This window comes from Antrihabitans stalactiti (assembly GCF_012932915.1).
In the GTDB taxonomy this organism is placed as follows: Bacteria; Actinomycetota; Actinomycetes; order Mycobacteriales; family Mycobacteriaceae; genus Antrihabitans; species Antrihabitans stalactiti.
Genome location: NZ_VCQU01000011.1, coordinates 142676 through 167424, shown reverse-complemented (window position 1 = coordinate 167424; position 24749 = coordinate 142676). Strand labels below are relative to the sequence as shown.

At 64.8% G+C, this 24749-nt stretch carries 23 protein-coding genes; 6 read left to right on the top strand and 17 right to left on the bottom strand.

Annotated elements, in window-relative coordinates; translation table 11 throughout:
* Positions 1-4 precede the first annotated feature (4 nt).
* From FGL95_RS26615 to FGL95_RS26605, 3 genes are read right to left on the bottom strand one after another with little or no spacing between them, the layout of a single operon-like run.
* Complete coding sequence (locus FGL95_RS26615) at positions 5-1846, bottom strand: galactan 5-O-arabinofuranosyltransferase (protein WP_169593154.1); 1842 nt, start codon at positions 1844-1846, stop codon at positions 5-7.
* Between the two features lie 45 nt (positions 1847-1891).
* On the bottom strand, positions 1892-2653 hold the full coding sequence (locus FGL95_RS26610; protein WP_169593071.1) for a decaprenylphospho-beta-D-erythro-pentofuranosid-2-ulose 2-reductase: 762 nt from the start codon (positions 2651-2653) through the stop codon (positions 1892-1894).
* A 13-nt stretch (positions 2654-2666) separates the two neighbouring features.
* Positions 2667-4064 (bottom strand): decaprenylphosphoryl-beta-D-ribose oxidase, encoded by a 1398-nt coding sequence (locus FGL95_RS26605; RefSeq protein ID WP_169593070.1) that lies wholly within the window; start codon positions 4062-4064, stop codon positions 2667-2669.
* Between the two features lie 36 nt (positions 4065-4100).
* Between FGL95_RS26605 and FGL95_RS26600 the strand changes: the two genes are divergently transcribed.
* Entirely contained in the window at positions 4101-4559 is a 459-nt protein-coding gene (locus FGL95_RS26600; RefSeq protein ID WP_169593068.1) for a GtrA family protein, read from the top strand.
* Here FGL95_RS26600 and FGL95_RS26595 read toward each other — a convergent pair.
* Genes FGL95_RS26595 through FGL95_RS26585 form a run of 3 tightly spaced genes read right to left on the bottom strand, consistent with a single transcriptional unit; the run spans position 4546 to position 7885 of the window.
* Positions 4546-5172: a pyridoxamine 5'-phosphate oxidase family protein gene (locus tag FGL95_RS26595; protein ID WP_169593067.1), complete on the bottom strand. Its 627-nt coding sequence runs from the start codon at positions 5170-5172 to the stop codon at positions 4546-4548. The genes FGL95_RS26600 and FGL95_RS26595 overlap by 14 nt on opposite strands.
* 50 nt (positions 5173-5222) lie before the next feature.
* Positions 5223-5879 (bottom strand): Crp/Fnr family transcriptional regulator, encoded by a 657-nt coding sequence (locus tag FGL95_RS26590; RefSeq protein WP_169593065.1) that lies wholly within the window; start codon positions 5877-5879, stop codon positions 5223-5225.
* Positions 5876-7885: an adenylate/guanylate cyclase domain-containing protein gene (locus FGL95_RS26585; protein WP_169593063.1), complete on the bottom strand. Its 2010-nt coding sequence runs from the start codon at positions 7883-7885 to the stop codon at positions 5876-5878. Before FGL95_RS26585 ends, FGL95_RS26590 begins: the two co-directional genes overlap by 4 nt.
* Positions 7886-8005: 120 nt before the next feature.
* On the opposite strand from FGL95_RS26585, the gene FGL95_RS26580 reads away from it, so the two are divergent.
* Positions 8006-8440 carry an AMP-binding protein gene (locus FGL95_RS26580; protein ID WP_169593062.1) on the top strand — a complete coding sequence of 145 codons (435 nt, stop codon included), beginning with the start codon at positions 8006-8008 and terminating at the stop codon, positions 8438-8440.
* 69 nt (positions 8441-8509) lie between these two features.
* Here the strand turns inward: FGL95_RS26580 and FGL95_RS26575 are convergent, their stop codons facing one another.
* Entirely contained in the window at positions 8510-10657 is a 2148-nt protein-coding gene (locus tag FGL95_RS26575) for a molybdopterin-dependent oxidoreductase (protein ID WP_169593060.1), read from the bottom strand.
* A gap of 91 nt (positions 10658-10748) precedes the next feature.
* Here FGL95_RS26575 and FGL95_RS26570 point away from each other — a divergent pair, with 91 nt between their 5' ends.
* Positions 10749-13022 (top strand): helix-turn-helix transcriptional regulator, encoded by a 2274-nt coding sequence (locus FGL95_RS26570; protein WP_169593058.1) that lies wholly within the window; start codon positions 10749-10751, stop codon positions 13020-13022.
* 7 nt (positions 13023-13029) lie between these two features.
* On the opposite strand, the gene FGL95_RS26565 is transcribed toward FGL95_RS26570, so the two are convergent.
* Both FGL95_RS26565 and FGL95_RS26560 read right to left on the bottom strand, forming a co-directional pair.
* Positions 13030-13323 (bottom strand): putative quinol monooxygenase, encoded by a 294-nt coding sequence (locus FGL95_RS26565; protein ID WP_169593056.1) that lies wholly within the window; start codon positions 13321-13323, stop codon positions 13030-13032.
* Between the two features lie 18 nt (positions 13324-13341).
* Entirely contained in the window at positions 13342-13908 is a 567-nt protein-coding gene (locus tag FGL95_RS26560) for a dihydrofolate reductase family protein (protein WP_169593054.1), read from the bottom strand.
* Positions 13909-13987: 79 nt separating this feature from the next.
* Between FGL95_RS26560 and FGL95_RS26555 the strand changes: the two genes are divergently transcribed.
* On the top strand, positions 13988-14653 hold the full coding sequence (locus FGL95_RS26555) for a winged helix-turn-helix transcriptional regulator (protein WP_169593053.1): 666 nt from the start codon (positions 13988-13990) through the stop codon (positions 14651-14653).
* Here FGL95_RS26555 and FGL95_RS26550 read toward each other — a convergent pair.
* The 6 genes from FGL95_RS26550 to FGL95_RS26525 all read right to left on the bottom strand — a co-directional run bounded on the left by FGL95_RS26550 (position 14648) and on the right by FGL95_RS26525 (position 21528).
* Positions 14648-17164 carry a polynucleotide kinase-phosphatase gene (locus tag FGL95_RS26550; protein ID WP_169593051.1) on the bottom strand — a complete coding sequence of 839 codons (2517 nt, stop codon included), beginning with the start codon at positions 17162-17164 and terminating at the stop codon, positions 14648-14650. The two genes, FGL95_RS26555 and FGL95_RS26550, sit on opposite strands and share 6 nt — an antisense overlap.
* Positions 17157-18569 (bottom strand): 3' terminal RNA ribose 2'-O-methyltransferase Hen1, encoded by a 1413-nt coding sequence (locus tag FGL95_RS26545; RefSeq protein WP_420838090.1) that lies wholly within the window; start codon positions 18567-18569, stop codon positions 17157-17159. Before FGL95_RS26545 ends, FGL95_RS26550 begins: the two co-directional genes overlap by 8 nt.
* 64 nt (positions 18570-18633) lie before the next feature.
* On the bottom strand, positions 18634-19851 hold the full coding sequence (locus FGL95_RS26540) for an alpha-hydroxy-acid oxidizing protein (RefSeq protein ID WP_169593050.1): 1218 nt from the start codon (positions 19849-19851) through the stop codon (positions 18634-18636).
* A gap of 9 nt (positions 19852-19860) precedes the next feature.
* On the bottom strand, positions 19861-20013 hold the full coding sequence (locus FGL95_RS26535) for a hypothetical protein (protein ID WP_169593048.1): 153 nt from the start codon (positions 20011-20013) through the stop codon (positions 19861-19863).
* A gap of 170 nt (positions 20014-20183) precedes the next feature.
* A complete protein-coding gene (locus tag FGL95_RS26530; protein WP_169593046.1) occupies positions 20184-20666 on the bottom strand; it encodes a hypothetical protein in 483 nt (160 codons plus the stop codon).
* 94 nt (positions 20667-20760) lie between these two features.
* On the bottom strand, positions 20761-21528 hold the full coding sequence (locus tag FGL95_RS26525) for an alpha/beta hydrolase (protein WP_169593045.1): 768 nt from the start codon (positions 21526-21528) through the stop codon (positions 20761-20763).
* Between the two features lie 82 nt (positions 21529-21610).
* Between FGL95_RS26525 and FGL95_RS26520 the strand changes: the two genes are divergently transcribed.
* Complete coding sequence (locus FGL95_RS26520; protein ID WP_169593043.1) at positions 21611-22159, top strand: DUF4282 domain-containing protein; 549 nt, start codon at positions 21611-21613, stop codon at positions 22157-22159.
* Here the strand turns inward: FGL95_RS26520 and FGL95_RS26515 are convergent.
* Together FGL95_RS26515 and rfbA are read right to left on the bottom strand one after the other, a co-directional pair.
* A complete protein-coding gene (locus FGL95_RS26515) occupies positions 22156-22737 on the bottom strand; it encodes a dTDP-4-dehydrorhamnose 3,5-epimerase family protein (protein ID WP_169593042.1) in 582 nt (193 codons plus the stop codon). The two genes, FGL95_RS26520 and FGL95_RS26515, sit on opposite strands and share 4 nt — an antisense overlap.
* Positions 22738-22739: 2 nt before the next feature.
* Positions 22740-23615, bottom strand: a complete 876-nt coding sequence (gene rfbA / locus FGL95_RS26510) for a glucose-1-phosphate thymidylyltransferase RfbA (protein ID WP_169593040.1) — start codon at positions 23613-23615, stop codon at positions 22740-22742.
* 123 nt (positions 23616-23738) lie between these two features.
* On the opposite strand from rfbA, the gene rfbB reads away from it, so the two are divergent.
* On the top strand, positions 23739-24743 hold the full coding sequence (gene rfbB / locus FGL95_RS26505) for a dTDP-glucose 4,6-dehydratase (RefSeq protein WP_169593039.1): 1005 nt from the start codon (positions 23739-23741) through the stop codon (positions 24741-24743).
* Positions 24744-24749: the final 6 nt, after the last annotated feature.

Sequence of the window (24749 nt, the reverse complement as noted above, 5' to 3'; positions counted from 1 at the left end):
AGACTCACGAGGGGTTGCGGGTGACCAGGGCGAACGGTCCGATCTGGCTGACCGTGAAGCGGGGGTCGTCGAACAGCGATTTCGGGAACGTGACGGTGTAGCGACGCACGTTGGGGTCGTTCGGATAGACGTCCTCGGCCAATCGCAGGGTGTAGGTGTCGCCGCTCTGGCGGAAGAGGAAGGCATCGGGTGCGCGCCATTTACTGGCGTCGAGCGCCTTGACCAGCTCGTCGGGCGTCTTCAACTCGCTCCAGGCTTTGATCGCCGCAGCTCGACCGTTGAAGTCGGCGAGCGGATTCGCATAGTGCGACGTCAACGCCTGGAACCCGAGGTACGGGTAGTAACTCAGGAAGGTCGTGTCAGCCGTCAGCACGACCGTGTCGGCCCGGGGCCGGTGGATGCGGTCGGCGAGGGACTTGTCTATCTCCGCGTAGTACGAGACGGCGGACGGCGGTCGTTTGTCGGCGCGTACCCCATCGCCGTCGGTGTCGGTGTAGGCCGTGGTGATCTCGGGCGCGAGCACATGCGGGATGTCTTGCGAGAAGGCGATTGCACCGGCGACGCCCACCGCAATCACCGCGCACTTGAAGCGCGTCGGCTCGCCCATCACCTGCCACATCGCCCGCGCACCTTCGACGAAACCGAAAACGCCGGCGGCAGCGAGCAGCGCAAGCAGAATCGGCTCGAGCCGGAACGAGAGCAAGGTGGACCCAACCGCGGTGGACGCCATCGATGCCAGCGACCACAGGTAGATCGCGACGACACCGACGCCGAGTGCCTGCGCGCGCCGAGAGCTGGAGGCGCGGATGGCCAACCAAATCGTGCCGATCATGCACAGTCCGCCGAGTAGGGAGAAGTGCAGCATCGGCAGCGCCAGCTGGGCGCCAGTGTCGGGAAGGTAGTGGAAAGCCGTACCCGAGTTAGCGGGTCGGCCGTGACGTAGATCCAGGACGAACGGCAGCCACACGACCAGCGCCATAACGATCGCGATAGCTCCGGCAACGGCCAGCCGGACCGCGATCGGAATTGCCGCGCGCCAGCCCGCGCTGCGCACGGCCAGCACTGCGGCGAGCAGCGCCATCAGCACCACGGCAAACGCGGCCAACCCGAGATAGAGGGTGTAGAAGGTCGCCGCGATGCCGAGGAAGATTCCGGTGCCGACGACCGCGCCCCAGCCGCCGACGCGCGACGGCCGGTGCAGTCCGCCCCACGCGAGAATCAGCGCCGGTGGAATCAGGATCGCGATGACCGCGCCGTATGGCTCTGGCGAACCGACCGCCAAAATGACCGCGACTGTGGCGAGGGCGGTGACGATCGCCCAGTCGCTGCGAATCAGCTTGTTCCACAGCACGAGCGCCACCACAGCAGCGACCGCGAGCGACCCGATCGCATACGGCTTGAACACTTCCCAGCCGTCCATGCCGAGCAGGTTCGCTGTCCGGCCGCCGATCCAGAACCATCCGGCCGGATAGAACGGCGGAATGTCGGCGTAGGTCATGTCGTGCAGCGCAGGCGAATCCGTCAGCCGCGTGAGGTACTCGGTGCGAAATTCCTGGTCGACCGAGATGCCGAACAGATAGAGCTTCGTCGCAGCCAGGGGCATTCCGAGCGTGACCGTGACGAACGCGGACAGGCCAGCCCACGACAGCAATTTCGCGACCAGCGGCCAGCGCCGCGCACGGACCAGATATACCGAAACGCCGAGCACCGCAATCGATGCCACCTGCCCCAACGTCGTCAGTGCTCGCGTGACGTTCGAGGCGTTGAAAGCCGGCCACTGCACTTGCGCGAAGGCGAACAGGCCGACGGCAGCGACGACGATAGCGACCAGCGCGGCGAGCGCCATCTCGGCAAGCGTCGAGAGCGCCTGCCGCGCAACGACCTTCAAGGGTTAGATCGGCAGTTTGCGGAAGATCGGGCGCGGGACGTGCCGCAGCACCGACATGACGTACCGCATCTGGCCCGGCGCCCACACGAGATCTTTGCCCTTGTCCGACGAGCGGACCGCCAACTCGGCGACGAATTCCTTGTCGACGGTCAGCGGGGCTTCCTTGACGTGAGCGCTGAACTTGGTGCGGACCATGCCGGGGCGGATCACCAGCACCCGGACCCCGAACTCGCGAAGTGCCTCGCCGAGACCGAGGTAGAAGCCGTCGAGCCCGGCTTTGGTGGAGCCGTAGACGAAGTTCGTCCGACGGACCCGCTCGCCTGCCACGGTCGACATCGCGATGATGCGGCCGAAGCCCTGCTCACGCATCTTCTCGCCGAGGAGGACGCCGACCGAAACAGCTGCCGTGTAGTTGACCTTCGCGATCAGCACGGCCTTGCGTTGGTTCTGCCAGAGCTCTTCGGGGTCGCCGTCCAAGCCGAACGCGACGATTGCGACGTCGATATCGCCGCCACCCCACGCTGCCTCGATGACGGCGGGGTGACTGTCGGTATCGACCGCGTCGAAGTCGATGAGCTCGACTGCGCTTGCTCCAGCGTTCTTGACCTGGGCGACCGCGCCATCACGAAGCGGGTCGTTGGGGAGCGCAGCAAGGACGACTCGTGCCGGACCCTTCTTCAAATACTCCTCGACGATCGCGAGTCCGATCTCGGACGTCCCGCCCAGGAGCAGAATCGCTTGGGGATTGCCCACGGCATTAATCAATTTCTCGTTCCGATCACTGCAGTTCCAACCTTCTTGCCATATCGGACATGAAAACGCCTGTGGGATCGACACTTCGGCGGACCTTGATCCACTCGTCGATCCGCGGGTACATCGCATGGAACGTCTCGGCGGTCGTCCGCGAATCTTTGGCCGTGTAGAGGCGACCACCGAATTTCAGCACGCGGGCGTCGAGTTCGGTGACCAGCTCGTTGAGCCCGGGCTTGATCGGGAAGTCGACGCAGATGTTCCAGCCGGGAATCGGGAAGCTCAGGGGCGCCTGGTTACCCGGACCGAACAGCTTGAAGACGTTGAGGAACGAGTAATGCCCGCTCGCCTGAATGTCGACGATGATCCGTTTGAACTCGTCGACCGCTTCCGGTGGAACGACGAACTGGTACTGCAGAAACCCATTGGAGCCGTAGGCCCGGTTCCATTCGCTCATCATGTCGAGCGGGTGATAGAACGCCGTCAGGCTCTGCGGCTGGTTCCGGTAACTCTTCGACTTGCGGTACCAAACCTCGGTCGCGAGGGTGAAGCTCGCCTTGTTCAACAAGCCGTTCGGGAAGATGTCGGGGAACGTGAACAGCGGCTTTGCGGTGAAGCGCAGCGGATCCTTCTGCAACTTCGCAGGCAGCTGATCGAGTGTGGCGAGTGAACCGCGAGAAATCGCCGCCCGACCGAGTTTCGGCGGTGCGCTGATCGCGTCGAACCAACCCGAGCTGTAGGTGTAGTTCTCTTCCGACCCGTCGCTGTGGATTGCGATCGTCTCGTCGAGAGACGCAGTCACATCACCGTCTGCGATGAAATATGCAGTCTCGGTCGGCGTCATCTCGATGACCGCGCGCAGGATGATGCCGGTTAAACCGTTGCCGCCGACCGTCGCCCAGAACAGCTTCGACGTCGGACCCTTCGGCGTCAGGTGCCGGACCTTGCCGTCTGCGGTGAGCAGCTCCAGCGAGCGCACGTGGTTACCGAAGCTGCCCGCGCTGTGGTGGTTCTTGCCGTGGATATCGCACGCGATGGCGCCGCCGACGGTTACTTGTCTGGTTCCGGGCAGCACAGGTACCCACAGGCCGAACGGCAAAGCTGCACGCATCAGCTGATCGAGGGTGACGCCTGCGTCGACGTCGACCAGACGCGTATCCGAATCCATCTTGTGGATCCGCCCGAGCGGAGTCATGTCGACGACCAAGCCGCCGCCGTTCTGGGCGTTGTCGCCGTAGGAACGGCCGAGCCCGCGCGCGATGACGCCGCGTCGCAGATGGGCGGGTTTGGAACTGTCTTGCTCGGCGACCTGGCCGACCGCCTGGGCGATCACGTCGATATCCGGGGTCGAGAGCACTTGCGCTGTCGAGGGGGCGGTTCGGCCCCAGCCGGACAACACGCGGGATTGCGTCGGTAACGTTGACATCGGAGTAGAGGCTACCGGAGGCATATCCTGCAACGCGTGCAAGAGCATCACGATCCACACCTCCCGTTGCCGGTCGAACTGCCGATCGTCGACGAGCCTGGCGGAACCGACGTCGATCTCAAGACCCAGATCGTCCGATTCACGCTCACCGGCGGGTTGTCCGCAGTCGTCGATTACAGCCTGTACATCCTCGGGCTGGCGCTCGGTCTGCAGCGTGAGGTCGCCAAGTCGCTCTCGTTCATCGCGGGCACCACGACGGCGTACCTGATCAACCGCCGCTGGACCTTTCAAGCCGCACCCAGCCGGGCGCGGTTCATTGCGGTGGTCGTGCTCTATGCGGTCACATTCGCCGTGCAGGTCGGTATCAACCGCGCGATGAGCCTCGCATTACCGGACGAGTGGTGGCGTACGCCGCTGGCATTCGTCGTTGCGCAAGGCACTGCGACGGTCATCAACTTCGTGGTTCAGCGTGCGGTGATCTTCAGAATCCATTGAGCTGGATGGCCAGCTGCTCGGCTTTAGCGTTGAAGAAGTCGCCACCCTTGGTGACGACGTTGTCGGTTCCCCAGGCTCGGTGGCGAGGTGCGGGGACCATGCGGGGGATGTGCTTGCGGCAGTGGATGTAGGCCTCTTCGACGTCGACGACGACCCAGCGTTCCGGTGTGCGACCGCGGATTCGCTCGGTGTGTAGCCGTCCGACCATCGATCGGAGCACGTCGTCCTCGACGATCCGTGCGCGGCCATTGATGTGCAGACCGATGAGGTCGTGCACGAAGTCGATCAACAGAATGCCGACGTGCGGGTTCTCCGAGATATTGCCCAGGCTGGCCAGCACACCGTTGCCGCGATATTCGGGGTAGGCGATCGTGTTCTCGTCGATGACGTTCAGAAAGCCGGGGGTGCCTGCGCGGAAGCTCGAGTCGCATTCGCCGTTGGCGTCGGACGTCGCGATGAACGCCATGTCCTGTTTTCTGATGAACTCGATCATCGTGTCGTTGAGGCGGTCGAGGACCTGATCCTCGTAGAACCGGTGGGCGCGGTCTTCTGTGCCGTATTTGCTCTGCAGCTCGTGCTCCCCGTTGCTGCCCGGCCGATGTGGGTCGGTCATGGGTCCCTTCGTGTCGCGTGAACTCAACAGAATCCGCGCAATCCTATCCGCTACCGCGCCGCGCGCTCTAGCGTCGCGCGGTCGGTTACCGTGATCGTCCCTCGTCCCAGCGTCAGAACTCCCTTGTCCTCCAGCTCGCGCAGGACCTTGTTTGCGGTCGCTCGCGTGGTCCCGGCCATCGACGCGAGATCGTCCTGCGTCAGCTTGATATCGGCGATCGCGTTCGGACCGCCGTAGGCGCGAGCGAGGTGGGCGAGCCGACGAACAACCCGCTCATCGACCGGCAGATACAGCGCCTCCAACACCATCGCCGACAGCCGACGGACCTGGGCAGCCAGCTTTGCCGTGATGATCCGGTCGATGTGGGGGTGCTCGCGTCGTAACCTTGCAAGCTGTTCGCGACTCAAGGTGAGAGTCTCGGAATCTTCGATCGCTACGACGGTCGCGGTGCGGCGGGCATCTGGGCTCAGTAGCGCCTGCTCGCCCCACGAATCTCCGGGCCCCATCAGCGAGAGCGTAGCAGTGTGCCCGAGCGGTGTGGTGACCCGAACGATCTGCCGACCGGACCGGATCAGATGCAGGCAGTCGCCGGGATCGCCTTCGTGGCACAAGATGTCTCGACGGCGGAACCGTCGTGGCGTGCAGGTCGAGAGCAGTTGCCTGCGCTCCTCGGGATCGAGTCCGCTGAGCAGTTCGAAGTCCGTCATGCCAGTCCTTCCAACACGAAACACTCGACCGGTTCGCGCCGACCCTTGACCTGTAGTTCGCCACGGCTGTGCACCACCGCGCGGTCGCCGAGTTGCTGCCGAGTCAGGGGACCGATCACGACGGTGCCCGGTTCGGCCATGCTTTCCAAGCGTGCGGCGAGGTTCGTCGTGTCGCCGATCGCGGTGAAGTTGCGCATCGCAGCTGCGCCGACATTGCCGACCAGCGCCGGACCCGTATTCACCCCGACCCGAAAACGAGGCCAGTCCGCGTGCCCGGTGGCAACGTTGGCGATCGCGGTGTGAATTCCGAGGCCGGCTGTGGCTGCGCGGAGTGCATGATCGGGCTGGCGGGTAGGGGCGTTGAAGATTGCCATGACGGCATCGCCGACGAATTGCACGACCGTGCCGCCCGACTCGAGAATCACGGGCACGATCGCGCCGTAGTAGGTGTTGAGCATGTCGACAACACGGTCCGGCGTCGATTGCTCCGAGAACATCGTGAAGCCGCGAAGATCGGCGAAAAGCACGGTGACTTCGGCTATTTCGCCCCCCAGGCCGGCGCCGGCCGGGTCGGCGATCAACGCGGTCGCGACAGCGGGGGACATGTAGGACCGAAACAGTCCGTCGAGTTGCTGGTAGAGCCGAGCGTTTTCCAAAGCGACGGAGATCTGGCTGGCGAACGAGCGCAACAGCGCAAGGTCGGTGTCGTCGAACGTGCCGTCGCGGTGCACCTCCAACACCCCGGCCGGAGTGCCTTTCACAGTCAGCGGCAAAGACAGAGCGGTGGCATCGGGGCCGCGGCCGTCGTCGAAGGTCAGGTGCCCGTCGCGAATCAGGCCGAGTCGCAATCGGTCGTCGTCGAAAGCGCCCGACGCCAACTCGAGGACTTCCGCCAGCAACTCGGCTTCGCCGCGGATCACGCTCGACCGCTCGCCGACCGCGACCAATGCGCCGAGCCTGCGGACCTGTTCGCGTTCGTTGCCGAGAGCGCGCGCACCATGCTGCAACACCGATAGCTGGCGTTCGGTCAGGCCGAACCGCTTGGCCAGTTCGGTGCCGACTGCGCCGAGCGGCTCGGTCGGCGCAACACCGCCGTCGGCCCGTTGCCGCAGCGCGTCCACCGTCGCTTCGAGTGCATGCGCATAGTCCCGTTCCAACGCCGCGACCGTCTGGCGCAACGTGATGCTGTCGAAAAGCCCGAGCGCCGACCCTTCGCGCCGGAACTGCAAGTGAGCGCTGAACACGATGAGCGCGAACGCCACGACGAGCAGGAGATGCCACTCCCACCACGATGCTCGCCAGCTGCGACCGAAGCCGACGGCGAACAGTGCTTCGGCTAGGAGGATGAACGCCGTCAGCACGCTGAGCAGCACAACTCCGCGGGTCCGGATATAGCGCTGTAAGTACCGCAACGCCGCGACCAAGTAGAACGTCGACCCGACGAATGCGGCCGCGACGAGCGGTCCGTGTGCTTCGCTCGGCGTCGGCGCGGTATCGAGCGGAGGAATCTGTGCCAGCGACATGACGGCCCAGATGGCGAGCAAGACGATCGGAAGGGCGGCGATCACCCATTCGAAACGGAGAATCCGCGCGGCGGCGGGCGGTCGGTATTCGATCGCCGATGCCAGCGCGACGATTCCGCCCAGAACGAGGCCGACCGGTGTGGCTGCGACGAATCCTGCGTTCGGCGTGTGCAGGATGATCCCTGGCGTCGCCAGCGCATGCAGCCCGAGGAATCCCGCGTTGAACTGGAAGACGAGCGAGACCAGGATCAATCGAGCATCCGAACGGCGTCGCGCGGCGCGAAGCAAGACCACCCCCAGCGCCATAGCAATCGATGCTGTCGTCAATACCAGCCAGAAGTGCACCGGGTGGTGCTCGTAGTGAACGTCGAGTTCGGGCTTCGATACGAGCAGCCACAGTCCGACCGCGGGAATGCAGACGTGAAACAGCCAGACCGCCAACCGGACCGGGCTGTTGGGCATGCTCCACAGCCTTTCGTTCATGAAGCTGCAGCTTCGTGTGAACCTTCGAGCTATCTGCAACGAATAAATAAGTAGTCCACCACGGAAGCCATCAGGTGCGCTGGGCGTTCTACGTAGAGCAAGCCAATCAAGGAGGCTCCGATGACCAGGCCCTCTGACATCGACCGTCGTTCGAACCAGCTCGCGCGCATGTTGATCGCCTATGGCGTCGGACCCGGCGTTTCCGTTGTGCTCGCGCTCGGCGGCCGAGGAGAGTCGGTCCTTGCGCATCGTGCTGTCGCAAAGCTCGGCGGCGACGTAGTGCACATCGACCCGCTGATGCCGCGCGACCGGATTCTCGCGACCATCGCGAACGCGCGCGCCGACCTCGGCATCACCATCGCGCCGTACTCTGCACCCCTGCCGAGCTCAGTGCATTGGCTCGAGCTCGACAACCCCGACATCGAGCGCGAATGCGATGAGCAGTGGCCAGGGCCGCTCACCGTCCGCGACCGCGGTGGCGCGCTATGGGCGCGGTCGCTGGCGGAACTGCGGTGGAGCGCCCCCGAGCAGCACGGAATTATCGAAGGCGCCTAACACCCGCGCGCCCCAACCCTCGTGAGTCTTTTGCGAGTCCAGGGACTCCAAAAAGACTCACGAGGTGGTCTAGCCCACCGCCACCGGCCCGACCGTGACGGGCACGCCGTTGAATACCGCGTTGCCGGATAGCACGTCGACGATCGAATCGTCGGTGAGGGTGTTCGCGTTGACGCCGGCGTGCGCGGCGGCGACCGTGCGGGTTCCGCCGACGTGTCCCCAACCGTGGGGCAGGCTGACAACTCCGGGCATGATCGCGTCCGATGCCTCGGTGGGCACGGTCAGTTCGCCTGCCGCGGACTTGATTACGGCGTCGCCGTCGATACCGAGTCGGTCGATGTCGATCGGATTCATCACCAGCGTGCACTTGTTGGAGCCGCCGACCAGCGTGCCGACGTTGTGCATCCAGCTGTTGTTGGACCGCAATTGCCTGCGTCCGATCAGCACGATCTCCGGTTGCTGCTGGTCCAGCCCGGACCGAAGGCGGTCGACGTCGTCGAGCAACTTGGGCGGCGCCAATTCGACCCTCCCGGACGCGGTCACCAGTCGCTGCGGCAGTTGCGGCTGCAGTGGTCCGAGGTCGATGCCATGTGGATTGTCGAGCAGCTTCTGCAGGGACAGGTCGCCCCCGTTCCATTCACCGTAGGGTCCGGTGCGGAGCATCAAGTCCAGGCGCAGTTCGGCACCTGAGTTACCGATCAAATCGGCACGATTCCCGACTCCGGCTTTGTGCAGCGTTCCAGCGATGATCAGTTCGTCGACCGCCATCGGATCGCCGTCCTCGCCGCCGGCGATCATTGCCAGCCTGGCCAAAATCTCGCTCTCCGAAGGCCGATCGCCCAATGGCGCGATCGGTGGCGAGTAGCGGGTGTAGTTGCGGACAGCGAAGGCGAGCAGCGCGAAGTCGTAATGCCCCGACTGGGTGGTGCGCGGCGGCGGCAGGATGACGTTCGCATGCCGGGTGGTTTCGTTGATATAGCGGTCGACGCTGACCATGAAGTCGACCTTCGCCAGCGCGGCATCGATGCGCGGACCGCTCGGCGCCGACAACACGGGATTGCCTGCGACGGTCACCACGCCACGGACCTGTCCGTCGCCAGGCGTCTCGATTTCGTCGGCCAGCGTGGCGATCGGCAGTTCGCCCATCGTCTCGGGGAGGCCACGCACGCGGCTCGTCCACCGGCCCGTGGTGAACGGGCGGGTGCGACGCGGCGGTGGAGCAGCCGGGTTGGCGAACATCGCGCCGCCTGGGCGGTCCAGGTTGCCGGTCAAGACGTTGATCACGTCGACGAGCCACTGCGCCAACGTGCCGAATTCGGCCGTGCAAGTTCCGATCCGGGCATAGACCGCCGCCGTCTTTGCCTCGGCCAGTTCGCGAGCCAGCCGCACGATCACCGTTGCGTCGACACCGGTCCGCGCGGCGACTGCGTCGGGAGTGAACGGTTCCGCGGCCGCCCGGACCTCATCGATGCCATCGACGTCCAGGTTCACCGCGGTGAGGTCTTCGGCGAACAGAACATTCACTATCGCGAACAGGAGATAGGGGTCGGCGCCGGGCTTGATGAACACGTGCTCATCTGCGAGATTCGCGGTCCGGGTGCGACGGGGATCGATGACCACCACTTTGCCGCCGCGGCGTCGAATCGCTTTCAACCGGCCCGGGAAATCCGGCGCGGTGCACAGTGATCCGTTGGACTCGAGCGGATTTGCACCGAGCATCAGCAGGTAATCGGTGCGGTCCAGGTCGGGAACCGCGACGGTCAAGGGATCGCCGAACATGAATCCGCTTGCCACTTGCTTCGGCATCTGATCTGCAGTGCTCGCGGAGAAGATGTTTCGCGTCCCGAGGGCGCGAATCAGCGGCGTCCCGTACAACTGGCCCGCCATCGTGTGCGCGTTCGGGTTGCCCAGATACAGCGCCAGCGATCGTCGGCTGTGTTCGGCGATCACCTTGCCGAGCCCGTCGGCGACAGCCGCGAAAGCCTCGTCCCACGTGGCTGACCGCCAGGTCGTACCCTCACGAATCATCGGCTCGGTCAGTACGTCCGGGTCTTCGTCGAGGTGCCCGAGGCTCGCACCCTTCGGGCAGATGAAGCCCTTGCTGAACGGGTCGTCGCGGTCGCCCTTTACGGAGAGCACGCGATGGTCGTCCGAGAGCGTCAGAGTGAGGCCGCATACCGCCTCGCACAACGGACAGGTCCGAGTTGCTGTGGTCATGGGTCCATACTCACCCAAATGTCGGCTCCCCGACAGTTCCAGCATCAAGCTGCTGACAGACTCTGCCGTTCGTAGCCAGCACGCTAGGGGCATGACTGTTCCGAATCGTTTGCAGGAGCGCTCGCAGGTGCTTGGCGTGCTTGCGGCGAAATGGATCGACGCCACCAATGGTGTCGGGTCCGCCGTGGCTGTGACCGGGGCAGCGGGCATGGGAAAGACTGCTGTCGTCAAGGCTTTTCGAGATTCGGTTGGGGCGGGCACCGTCCTGTTCGGCGCGTGCGACGACCTGCATGTGCGCCGACCGCTCGGACCGTTCCGCGATGCTGGACTGCCAGGTGACTTCGATGAGATCGTCGCCGAGCTACGACGGTCCGGACCGACTCTGCTGATCATCGAGGACGTGCACTGGGCCGACGAAGCGACGCTCGACCTGTTGGCGTACGTGGTCCGACGGATCGAAGACGCGCCTGTGCTGGTCGTCGTCACGACGCGCGGCAGCGGGCTCGGCGGGCTGCCAGTGCGCCGGGTCAGCGTCGACGGGCTGTCGGTGAACGCGGTCGCCGAGCTGGCGGTGGGCTCGCATTGGGACGCTGCGGCCTTGCACGAGCTGACCGGCGGGAACCCGTTCTTCGTCACCGAAATGCTTGACGCAGCACCCCATTCGGCCTTGCCTGCCACGGTTGTCGACGCTGTGCGGGCATCGATCCGGGGGCTCGACTGCATCGATGCATTGGAGCGGCTGTCGGTGCTGACGTCCGTCGTCGAATTCGACGTTGCCGAATGCCTGCTCGGCGGTTCGCTCGACGTTGTCGCCCCTGCCGAGGAGGCGGGAATCCTCGACGTGCGCGATGGCGGCCTGGTTTTTCGATACGACATCGTGCGCCGTGCGATCGAGGCGAATCTGTCGGGGTTGCGTCGCCGCGTTTTGCATCGCGATGTCGTCGGTGCGTTTTTGAGCAGCCACGCGCATCGTGATCTCCCTCGGCTGGTTCGGCATGCCATTGCCGCGAACGACGCGGAAACCCTGCGTCGATTCGCTGCCGCGGCGGCGCGACAGTCCGACGGTGCCCAGGCTGTCGAGTTCTTCGAGGTGGCTTTGCTCAACGGCGACGACGTTCTCGACGATTATGCCCAGGCGCTGAGCGCCAACCAACGCTATGCAGAGGCAGTCGACACAGCTCACGAGGCTGTACTGCGCCATATCGAGGCGGGTGATCCCGTCGCGGTCATCGAGTCCGAGATCAGGTTGTCGCGGCACTACTACCAGCACGGCTACACCGCCGATGCGTTGTCGGTGGCGCGGGATGCCGCAGCGCACGGCGACGCGGCGAGTCTGGCCAACCTCGGAGCTTTACTGGCCCTCGTCGGTGATCCCGACGCGGCGACGGTCTTGGGCCGTGCCCTCGAACTCGCCAACCAAGCCAATCGGAGCGATCTGATCGCGCTGTGCCTCATTCACAACGGTGAGGTCCACGCCGGGCTCGACCTCGCCCGGAAGCATGGGCACAGCGAGCAGATCGCCGACGGTCAGTTGCGGCTGGCCGAGCTGCTGTATGCCAAATCTGACCTCGACGGACTCGAGGGGTTGCTCGTCGCGGGATCCGCCTCGCAGGCGGGCGAATTGGACGGCTATCGGGCGCAGCTTCGGATCCGCCGGGGCGATCTGAGCGACGCCACACAGCTGCGGGTCCGGGCGCGACTCGGCCACGACGTCGCGGACGAATTGGTCAGTGCGTTCGAGGATGCTGTCGGGCGGGGTGCGCGGGCCGCGATGGCATTGGCCGGCGCCGCGCTCGCCGAGTACGCGTGGCTTGCGGACCGCGTCGACCTGGCCGAACTCGTCCGCGAGCACAGCGGGCGCGACGCGGCCTGGGGCGAGGCCCTTCGGTACTGCGCTCGTGCCGGAATCGAGGCCACCACGGACGTCCAGCCATGGGCGGCGGGGATCTGCGGTGATTGGCGGACTGCGGCGACCGAGTGGGAGCGCATCGGCGACCCATACGAGCGAGCCCTGGAACTTGCCGAATCCGGCGACGACCAGTTGTCGCGCCGGGCGCTGCTTGCCCTCGACGAGTTGGGTGCCGTAGCTGCCGCGGCCGCCCTGCGCCGCAAATTGCGTGGCGCGGGTGTGCGATCGATCCCACGCGGTCCGCGGCGTGCGACCCGTTCGCACCCTGCCGGATTGACCTCGCGGCAAGCTGACGTGCTCGAACTCCTCGCCGAGGGATACACCAACGCCGAGATCGCCAAGCGGTTGTTTCTCTCCGTCAGAACGGTGGACCACCACGTTTCGTCGATCCTCGGCAAACTCGGCGTCGGAACACGGCGAGAGGCACGCGAATTCGCGATGACGTTCGCGGCCTAGTCGGCGGTCACCCGAACAGCGGCCGCACCTCGGCAATGTCGTATTCCTCGACCGACACGGCGAGTCGTGCGTCTGGTTGCTCGTCGCTCGCTCCGCCGCTGGTGCGGAAGGTGTCGAGGGCCTCCCGAGACTCCCAGCGTTCGAAGAGGTTGATACGGCTCGGGTCGATCAGGTCGGCGCCGAAAGAGATGTCGAGGCAACCCTGTGCGGCGCGGGCGATTTCGAGGATGCGGACGCCGCCTGCAAGGTAGGACTCGCGTCGGGAGGGGTCGACGGTGATGTGACCTGCGACGATGACCATGTTGTGTGCTCCTTGTTGTCAGGCTCTTGGGATGTCTTTGCCAGTCGGGCGGTATTCCAGCAAGAGCACCCGCCGGTCGAGGACGCGGTGGTCGACCAGTTCCAGATCGGCAGACGCGACGTTCGCGAAGGCAGGTTCGCGACCGGCTTCACCGGCGAGAAGTGGGAAGGTCATGAGGCGGAGCGTGTCGACGACGCCCGCGGCGAGCAGTTGTTGTGCCACCGAGAGACTTCCGATTGTCCGCAACGGCAGATCGCCCTCTGCTTTCAACCGCCGAATCTCGTCGGCGGGGTCGTCCCGGCAGATCGTGGCGTTCGGCCAATCCACCTGGGTGAGGGTCCGGGAGAAGACCACGGTCGGCTGCCGACTCAGCTGCTCGTACCCCTCGTCGCGGTGCTCCTCGGGTAGCGAAGCCATGATTTCGTAGGTTCGCCGCCCCATGATCGAGACCTGTTCTGCGCCGGAATTCGTGTCGATCCATTCCGCGAGCTCTGGTCCTAGGTAGCCGAAGTATCCCGGCAGCCCGTCGGAACCCGCCCAGCCGTCGACCGAAATGAAGAGGTCGACCGTCAGTGTCGTTGCCATCTCATCGCTCCTGTCTTCAGGGTTACTTCATTTAGGCAAGCACACTTGCTTGAACGAAGCAACCCGCTACCATGAAGATATGCGGACGCGTGAGTACGGGCAGTTCTGTGGACTGGCGCGCGCCGCGGAAGTGATCGGGCAGCGCTGGACGATTCTCGTTCTTCGTGACCTGCTGGTCGGTCCGCGGCGCTATTCCGACCTGCTCGCCGGGCTGCCCGGGATCCCGACCAGTGTGCTGGCGAATCGGCTCAAGGAGCTCGAAGACGACGGCCTTGTCGTCCGCGAGGCGCGCGCCGGGTCCGACCGGTCGGTGGTCTACCGGATCACCCCGCGGGCCGAGGAGCTCGTGCCCGCACTCGACGCATTGGCGCGCTGGGGAGCTGCGGGGATGAGGGAGCCACGCGAGGGCGAGGTCGTCACGAACGCCTCGTTGGTGGGCTCGCTGCGCGTCGCCGCGCAGGGCGCCGCTCCTCCACGCCGCACGCCGGTGACCTACGAGGTCAGGGTGGGTCCCGCCGTCGCGCATGCGACCGTCGCAGGAGACGCGGTCACGGTCGGGGAGGGCGCGCACCCAGACCCCGACCTGACCATTGTCGGCGGACTCGGTTTTCGCGACGTTCTCGCCGGCGTTCTCGAGCCCGATGCTGCGCTCGCCGAGGTCGAACTCATCGGCGAGCGAGCACTGTTCGCCGACTTCACAGCCACTTTCACCGTGCCGTACAGCGACGCGCTTTCCAGCTCATAGCCGCGGATCCACTGGCTCAGATTCCAGCGCTAGCACCGCGAACACCGTCTCGTGCACGCGCCACAGCGGTTCGCCTTCCGCCAGCCGACTCAGCGACTCGAGGCCGAGCGCGTGCTCGCGCAACGCCATCGACCGCTTCCGGCCGAGCATCCGATTACGCAGGACGGGAAGGGCATCGGTGTAGTCGGGTCCGTAGATGATGCGGAGGTACTCGCGCCCGCGGACCTTCACCCCCGGCTGGATTCGCCGTTCCGCGGCGTCGGCAGCGCTGATGCCCAACGGTTTGACGACCATCCCCTCGCCACCGGACTCGGTGAGGCTCGTCCACCATTCGACCGCGGCATCACGAGAACTCGGTTTCGCGAGGTCGACGTATACGTGCCTCGTGGTGGCGATGATGTCGTCGTCCAGCAGCGCAAGCTTTTCCAGATGCCACGAGTGCGCCTCCGTCACCGCGGTAGCCCGACCCTCACAGGCAAGAACCTGAAATGGAGCGACCCGGATGCCATCGACACCCGTCACCGTCCAGCAATAGCGGCGATAGGCGTCGGTGAAGCGGGCCGCGTTGTCCGCCCGCCCCTTGGTCTTTGCGAGCAACGCCGCAACATCGAGACCGCGCCGGGACGCAGCCTCGAGCACGCCGATGGCGTCGGGCAGGGCTGCGCCTGCCGCAGCACCGACGGCGGCGTACTGGCTGCGGATCAACCCTTCCGCCTTCGCCGACCAGGGCAGCAGTTCGCAATCGAGTGCGAGCCAGTCTGTTTCGAGGTCGGCGAACAGTGGACCGCACGCCTGCCGCATTCGATCGACCAGCTCCGCCATCGTGTCGGCGTCGTCGAAGAACGGCCGACCTGTACGGGTGTAGACGACACCGGTCGTACCGTCGGTGCTGCCGAAACGCTTCGCGGCTGCCTCGGCGTTGCGGGCCAACACAAGGATCGCGCGCGACCCCATGTGCTTCTCCTCGCACACCACGTGCGTCACACCTGCACTGGCGAACTCTGCCAACGCTTCTGCCGGATGCTCGAGGTAGCCGTCGAGGCTGGACGTGGCCGACGGCGCCATGGTCGGTGGCAGGTACACCATCCACCGTGGGTCGACCGCGAATCTACTGACGATTTCCAGCGCGGCGGCGGCGTTCTCCTCCCGAACCTTGATCCGGCCGTTGTTGTGCCGAACGTCGATGTGCCGCGTTCCGGCGACGTCGTCGATTGCCAGCATGCCCGGATCTCGCAGTGGCACGACGTCGTTCCCGAACGGCCGGACCGATTCGTACCACACCTGTTCAGCAGGGACCGAAACAAGTTCGCGGCTCGGGTACCGCAGTGCAGTCAGCTTGCCGCCGAACACCACTCCTGTGTCCAGGCAGATCGTGTTGTTGATCCACTCGGTCTCGGGCACGGGTGTGTGGCCGTACACGACCATCGCACGACCGCGGTACTCGTTCGCCCATGGATACCGGACAGGAAAGCCGTACTCGTCTGTCTCGCCCGTCGTATCGCCGTACAACGCGAACGAGCGCACCCGACCCGACGCGCGGCCGTGATAGGCCTCCTTCAGCCCTGCGTGCGCAACTACGAGCTTGCCTCCGTCCAGCTGATAGTGGCTGATCAGGCCGTCGATGAATGCATGTGCTGACCGCTGGAACTCCTCGGGCTCGGCCGCGAGCTGATCCATCGATTCCTGAAGTCCGTGCGCGACCCGCACCTTGCGTCCGTTCAACGCCCGCGCGAGCTTCTGCTCATGGTTACCCGAAACGCACAGCGCGGTACCGGCTTCCACCATGCCCATGACCAGGCGCAGCACGCCGGGGGTGTCGGGTCCGCGGTCGACGAGGTCGCCGACGAACACCGCGGTCCGGTCCTCCGGATGCCGCGCGCCGTCTGCGGAGACTTCCCAACCGAGTTCGCGCAGTAAAGATTCCAACTCACTGCGGCAGCCGTGGACGTCACCGATGATGTCGAACGGACCGGTCAGCTCGCGCTTGTCGGTCCACGCCTTCTCGGTGGCGACCGTCGCGGACTCGATTTCTTCGACGCCACGCAACACATGGACCCGGCGAAACCCTTCTCGGTCCATCGTGCCGAGACTCCGGCGAAGATCCTTGTGCTGGCGACGGATGACATGCGGACCGAAGTCACGGTCGGGCCGCGCAGCGTTCCGTTCGATCGCGACCTCGTCCGGCACATCGAGAACGATCGCGTCCACCAGCACGTCGTTGGCCTTGGCCAGATCGATCAAACCCTTGCGAGCATCGCGTTGAACGTTCGTCGCATCGACGACGGTGAGCAGACCGCGCCGCAACCTGGTCCGCGCGATGTAGTGCAACACGTCGAAGGCGTCCGATGTTGCTGCTTGGTCCATCTCGTCGTCGGAGACGAGTCCGCGGCAGAAATCGGACGACAGCACCTGCGTCGGCGCGAAATGCTTTGCGGCGAACGACGACTTGCCGCTGCCGGATACCCCGACCAGCACGACGAGTGACATTGCCGGAACCGAAATGTCACTCACTGCTGCCCCCTTGCGCGAACACTGCCATTTGGGTCGGTGGGCCGACCTCGGGGTCGTCGTCACCGACCGGCTGGAATCGGACCGTGTACCCGTAGCGGTCGGCGATCTGGGTTGCCCATGAGCGGAACTCGGACCTGTCCCACTCGAAACGGTGGTCGGTGTGCCGCATGCCGACCAGTCCCTCGTAGCGAATGTTGTACTCGCAATTGGGGGTTGTGACGATGACGTGGCCGGGACGTGCAGCGCCGAACACGACGCGTTCGAGCGCGTTCAACCGAGGCGGGTCCACGTGCTCGATCACCTCCATCAACACGGCAGCGTCGTAGTCGCCGAAGCGGTCGTCGGTGTAGGTCAGCGAACTTTGGAATAGGTCCAGCCGTTCGCGTCGTCGGTCCGGCAGCCGGTCGAGGTGCAACCTGCGCGCTGCAAGCGACAACGCTCGCGTCGACACATCGACCCCGGTGACCTTGGTGAACATCGGATTGTCCAGCAATGCCGCAACGAGTTGTCCTGAGCCGCAACCCAGGTCGATCACGGTCTGGGCGCCGACTTCCTCCAACGTGCGGACGACGGCCTTCCGTCGCAGCGTGTTCAGCGGCACCGTGACCTGGGCCTCGTCGTGCTCTGGCTCTTCCTCGACCGGCGGATCGAAAGTCTGGTCCACGTCGTCGCCGATCTCGGCGAGACGTTCGAGCGCCGACCGCGTCAGCTCCGATCGATGCCGGAGGAACCGTCGGGTGATCAGCGACTTCGCGGGGTGGTCGGCCAGCCATCCCTCGCCCGCACGAATCAGCTTGTCGACCTCGTCGGAGGCAACCCAGTAGTGCTTTGCGTCGTCGAGAACGGGCAGCAGGACGTAGAGGTGATTGAGCGCGTCGGCAAGCCGGACCGTTCCCTCGATCGTCAGCCGGACGTACCGCGAGTCACCCCACTCCGGAAACGTAGGGTCCAACGCGATCGGTTGTGCGTCGACCGTCCAGCCCATCGGCTCGAACAATCGACGCGCCAACTCCGGACCGCCTCGGCACGGCAGCGCGGGCAGCGTGATCGTGAGTGGAATGGGCGTCGCAGCGAGCACAGGCAAGTTATCGCAGCGCCCGGACCTCGCGGTTCGGAACACCTGCGCCAGAGCGACGGCGAGCAACGACGACGCAGCATACGGTCGATCGTTGACGTACTGGCCCAACGCATAGTCCGGGGTGGTGCGCCCGCGTGACCGTGCGAGCTGGATCGGATCGACCTCGAGCAACAGGGCTGCGGTACAGCGTTTTTCGTCCGCCTCCGGATACAGCACCCTGGCGACGCCGAACGACTGCTCGAATTCCTGCACACGATCGGGATGTTTGTGAAGCAGGAATCCGAGATCGGTGGCTGGTTCGTTGGTCGTGGAGATGGTCAGCATCACCGGTTCCAGTGTGCCGCAGTGCAGGTGCCGCCTGCGACTGGTTATCCGGCGTGTCCCGAAACCCTCACCGGAGCGTGACGTGCTCCGGTCGGACGTCGTCGATGCTGTTGACGCCGAGCAATTGCAGGGTGCGAGTCGTTTCGGTCTGCAGGATCTCGATTGCCCGCGCGACGCCGCGTTCGCCGCCGGCCATCAGGCCGTAAAGATAGGCGCGCCCGACCATTCCGGCGGTCGCGCCCAAACCGACGGCGGCGACCAAGTCGCCGCCGTGCATGATGCCGGTGTCGACGAAAACTTCGGCCCGATCGCCGACGGCTTGCACGACGCTTGGCAGCAGTTCGAGGGGTGTGGGTGCTCGATCGAGCTGCCTGCCACCGTGATTGGAGACGACGACGGCATCGGCGCCGAGGTCGACGACAGCCCTCGCGTCTTCGGTGCTCTGAATTCCCTTGACCACCAGCTTGCGTGGCCAGGTCGCACGCAGAGTAGCGAGGTCGTCGAGGGTGACCGACGGATCGAACATCTGCCCGATCAACTCGGCGACCGTACCGTCGAATGATCGCAGCGAGGCGAATTCGAGCGGACCGGTGGTGAGCAAGTTGAACCACCACGCGGGGTGACGCGCCATATCCGCGAGGGTCTTGACCGTCAGTTGCGGCGGGATGGTCAGTCCGTTGCGGACGTCGCGCAACCGAGCGCCCGCGACCGGTGTGTCGACGGTGATGACGAGCGCGTCATAGCCGCTGCTGCGGGCACGCTCGACCAGTTGCATGCTCGCGTCGCGGTCGTGCCAGACGTAGAGCTGAAACCATCGCCTGCCGTCGGCCGCCGCTGCGAGGTCTTCGATGCCCGTGGTACCCACGGTCGAGAGCGCGTAGGGGAGTCCGGCCGCTGTTGCCGCTCGGTAGACGGACGGCTCGCCCTCGTGCTGCATCATCTTCGTGAAACCCGTCGGCGCGAGAACCAAGGGCAGGGAAGCTTTGTGACCCAGGATCGTTCGCGAGGTATCGACAGTCGTCACGTCCCGTAGGACGCGGGGGTGGAACTCGACCCGGGAGTACGCGTCACGCGCTCGGCCCAGACTGACCTCACGCTCCGCGGCGCCGTCGACGTAATCGAATACCGACCGCGGAGAGCGGCGGCGAGCGATGTCGCGAAGGTCGGCAATCGTGTGGGCACGAGCCAACCGGCGTTCGACCGGGTCGGCAATCGGCTTACGGGCACCGAGTAGCGGTCGAACCTCCGACCACCGCGGTAGTTGACGTTTCGTTCCCTCGGTCACCCGACGAAGTTACATCGACCGAACTGGTGCAACGGCCAGCGGAACAACCATGAACGCGACGAGCCACAGTTGCGGGCTGCTGACGTGCAACGCGATCAGAGCTGAGAAGACCGCGCAGATCAGCGCCACAACAGGCCAGCTCAACCGATAACGTCGCGTCATACCAACCACTTTCCGGTTGGACGCTCTCCCGGAAAAGAAACCCTGGGGTGCGAAGGTGCTCACCTTCATGGCAACGCGCGAGATGCGGCGGATCTTCCTGAAACGGTCTCGAGGCAAAAAACTGCCTCCCGTCGTCGTGCGTAACGGGAGGCAGTGGGGGAAAGCTAGCTTCAGCAGGCGACGCTTGCGCTGCGTGCGGTCCAGCGGCGCGAGGTGGTCGCGCGGACGGCGGCGGCGAGTGCTACGACCGGCGGGGTCCAGCGGCAATCCTCGGGTGCGATGGCCCAACGAGCAGAACCGGCACTGAGCTGGGTCGGCGGCAACGGGATGCCTGCGCCGTCCTGGTAGATGATCGCGCCGAGCTTACGAAGCGCCTCGAGGGCCATCGTCGCCTTGGCGACGCCGGTGACGAGGTGGATTTCGCGGTTGGTGGCGCCCGGAAGGGTGATGACCGGACCGACCAGCCCGTTGGCTTGCATGAACGCATGCACGCCCTCGGCAAGTTCTTCTGGGAGCTCGATCCCGCAGACGGCAGCGTCGGTGATGAGTGAGATTCCGTTCGCGGTCGTCGATACCAACCAGCCGCGGTCGCGATAGCTGTCTGCGGTAGCAGCTAGGACGCTTGGCGAGGTTGTTCCGGCGGTCGTACGCACTCTCTTCTCCTTTGAACGTTGCTTCTTTTTGGGAGTCACAGGGCGTATCGGCACCGAGCCAAGAAAGGTTACTGAGAAAATCCTGTGAGAAATCCTAAGAAGACGGCGTGTCGCTGCGGCGCGCCCAAGCGGCCACAACCTCGATCCACTTTTTTCCAGCGATGCTGACAACGTCGTTGTGTCCGACTCCAGGAAGAATGTGCAGGTCCTTGGGCTGCACAGCGGCCTCGTACAGACGACGCGCTTGCTCGGGCGGCACCAGCTCGTCGTTTTCGCCATGGATGATCAAGAGTGGCGCACGTAACAGCGGGATTCGGCGCTCAGTTGGAAACGCGTCGGGAACAGCGAAGTTCGGTATGAGTGGGTAGTGTCTTCGCGCGATGTCGCGGATGCTGGAAAACGTCGACGTGAGCACGACACCGGCAGGCGGGTGCGCGAGCGCGAGTTCGGTGACCACGCCGCCCCCGAGCGATTCGCCGAGGTAGAACACGCGACCCGGGTCGACGCCTGGTTGTTCGAGCAGCACCGACCGCGCGGCGCGCGCGTCCGCGTACGTGCCTGCCTCATTCGGGCGACCGCCGCTGCGCCCGTAACCGCGATAGTCGAACGCCAGCACGTCGAAGCCTGCAGCCGTCAGCAACGCCAGATGCGCGACGCGGTCGCTGATATTGCCGCCATTGCCGTGTGCGAACAGAACGTGGCCCAGGCGCTCGGCCGAAGTCGGTAGCCACCAGCCGTGCAGCGACGTCCCATCGGCGGCCTCGAACCGGACGTTGGTATAGGACAAACCGATGTCCGATGGTAGCCAAGGGAATTCGCGCGACGGGAAAAACATCAGGGCATCGAGCACACGACCTCGCATGATGTTGCCAACTTACCGCGACGTGCCGACGACTCGCCGAGGGTGCGGGAATTGTGGTGCCGAAGAAGGCAAGATGTAGGCAATGAGCGAGTACTACGTCGAACCCGAGTCGGTCTGGGAGGAATCGGACTACTGGGAGGAGTACGAGTACGCGGACGTCGAGGAGACTCCCGCCGAGCCGAAGAAGCCGTCGGCGCTACGCCAGTGGGCCGGCGAGGCCGGCCGCGGTCTGGCTGACGTCCGGTTCGAACGCAGCGCAACAAGAACCTTGCTACCCGTCGTGTACCTACTCGGTCTGACGTTCGCGGTCGTCATTCCGATTGCGCTGACCGGGCTGGCGTTCTCGTGGTCGGTGACTGCGGGCGTCGTCATGGTGCTCGTCGCACCGGGGATGATCTTCTGCCTGGCGGTCGCCGTCCGGTTGGCCATGGAATTCCTGCTGAGCATGGCCAGGATGTCCGGCAAGGTCGGCGACCTGATCAAGATCGCAGGTGAGTTGGCATCCACCATGGACGACGTCGTCGATCCGCTCCACCAGATCACCGCAGATTTCCGTGCAGTCCAGTTCTGGCGGTTCAAAGCTCGCCGCGAGGCCGCGCAGGCGCGCCCGATGCGCCGCGCGAGAGGCTAGAGCGCCGGCAGCAGCCCGGATTCCTGCGCCACCGCCAATGTCGGGGCGATCGAGTCCTTCGCCGACAGTATGTATTCGAGCGGTTCACCGTTTCGGCCTACGGTCGGCCAGTCGATGCGGAGATCCGGATCCAACGGGCTCACGTCGTGGTCGAGCTCCGGGGTGTATTCGAGCGAGCAGAGGTAGACGACGGTCGATCCGTCTTCCAGCGACAGGATCGCGTGGCCCAAACCGGGGGACAGGTAGACCGCGCGCCGGTCGACGTCGTCGATGAGGACCGAATCCCAGGTGCCGAACGTGGGTGAACCGACCCGCAGATCGACGACCACGTCGAGGAATGCGCCTTTGAAGCAGGTCACGTACTTCGCCTGGCCAGGCGGGTTTGCCGTGTAGTGGATGCCGCGCAGCACGCCGGCCGCCGAGACCGAGCAGTTGGCCTGCTTGAGTGAGAGCGGCTCGCCGGCGGTCGGGGTGAACGTCGAATCCTTGAACCACTCGAGGAAGACGCCGCGGTCGTCGCCGAACTGCTTCGGCGTGAACTCGTATGCGCCAGGTATCGACAGCTCTCGGATCTGCATGCTCACCATTCTTTGCCGCGCTCGAGCAACCCGAGCAAGTAGTTTCCGTAGCCGGACTTCACCAATCGTTCCGCGCGCTCGCGCAGTCCGTCGTCGGTGATGAAACCACGCCGCCAGGCAATTTCCTCGGGGACGCTGATTTTCAGTCCTTGCCGATCTTCGATGGTGCGGACGTAATTGCATGCGTCGAGTAGCGAATCGAATGTGCCGGTGTCGAGCCACGCCGTTCCGCGCGGCAATACCTCGACCTGAAGGCGATCGGCTTCCAGGTACGCGCGGTTGACGTCGGTGATCTCGTATTCGCCACGATCGGACGGCTTCAGATCCTTCGCGATCTCGACGACGTCGTTGTCGTAGAAGTACAACCCAGGGATCGCGAAGTTCGACTTCGGCTTGGCGGGCTTCTCCTCGATCGAGATCGCACGACCGTTTCTGTCGAATTCGACCACGCCGTACGCGGATGGGTTGCTGACCCAGTAGGCGAAGACTGCGCCACCTTCGATATCGGTGAACTTCTTGAGCTGGCTGCCTAGGCCTGAGCCGTAGAAGATGTTGTCGCCCAGGCACAACGCGGCCGATTCGGTGCCGATGTGCTCCTCGCCGAGCACGAAGGCCTGCGCCAAGCCGTCGGGGGAGGGTTGTTGCTTGTAGGTGATGTTGATGCCGAACATGCTCCCGTCGCCGAGCAATCGCGTGAATGCCTCGGCGTCCGCAGGAGTAGTGATGAGCAGAATGTCGCGGATGCCCGCCAGCATCAATGTCGAAAGCGGGTAATAGATCATCGGCTTGTCGTAGACCGGAACTAGTTGTTTGCTGACCCCGAGTGTGACCGGGTGCAAGCGTGTCCCGGTTCCGCCGGCCAGGATGATTCCGCGCATGAAACGAAAGTGTTCTGTGTCGACGCGAAGGACGCAAGTTCGTCCGACCGGAACAGGCCTGGGCGAAGGCAAGATCATCATGGCCCATCGGCCAGGTATCGTCGTCAGCCGGAGGTAACTGCCATGCGGCTACTCGTAACCGGCGGCGCTGGATTCATCGGCGCGAACTTTGTGCATCAGACCGTCGCCCAGCGTCCCGATGTGACGATCACGGTGCTCGATTCGCTGACCTACGCAGGCAATCGGGCGTCGCTCGACCCCGTCGCGGACAAGATCGACTTCGTGCACGGCGACATCGCCGACATGGACTTGGTCGACGAGCTGATCAGCGGTGTCGACACGGTCGTGCATTTTGCAGCGGAGTCGCACAACGACAACTCACTCAACGATCCGTGGCCGTTCGTCCAGACGAACGTCGTCGGCACGTTTTCGCTGCTCCAGGCGGTCCGGCGCTACGACGTTCGCTACCACCACATCTCGACCGACGAGGTCTACGGCGATCTCGAACTCGACGATCCGGAGCGGTTCAGCGAGTCGACGCCGTACAACCCGTCGAGCCCGTATTCGGCGACCAAGGCTTCCAGCGACCTGCTGGTCCGGGCATGGACGCGGTCGTTCGGCGTGCGCGCCACGCTCTCGAACTGCTCGAACAACTACGGTCCGTATCAGCACGTGGAGAAGTTCATTCCGCGGCAGATCACCAACCTGATCGACGGCGTCCGGCCGCGCCTCTACGGCGAAGGCCGCAACGTCCGCGACTGGATCCACGTGGACGACCACAACAGTGCAGTCTGGGCGATTATCGAGAAGGGCCGCATCGGTCAGACGTACCTGATCGGTGCAGATGGCGAGCAGAACAACAAAGCCGTTGTCGGCATGATTCTCGAAGCATTCGGCCGTCCAGCAGACGATTACGACGCGGTGACCGACCGAGCCGGTCACGACCTGCGCTACGCCATCGATTCGTCGCTGCTACGCGACGAACTAGGCTGGACGCCGTCGTACCGCGACTTCCGGTCCGGGCTGGAGGCGACCGTGCAGTGGTACCGCGACAACGAGGCATGGTGGCGCCCTCAGAAGGCGACGACCGAGAAGAACTACGCCGCCCAAGGCGAAGCCACCCTCTAGCGGAGG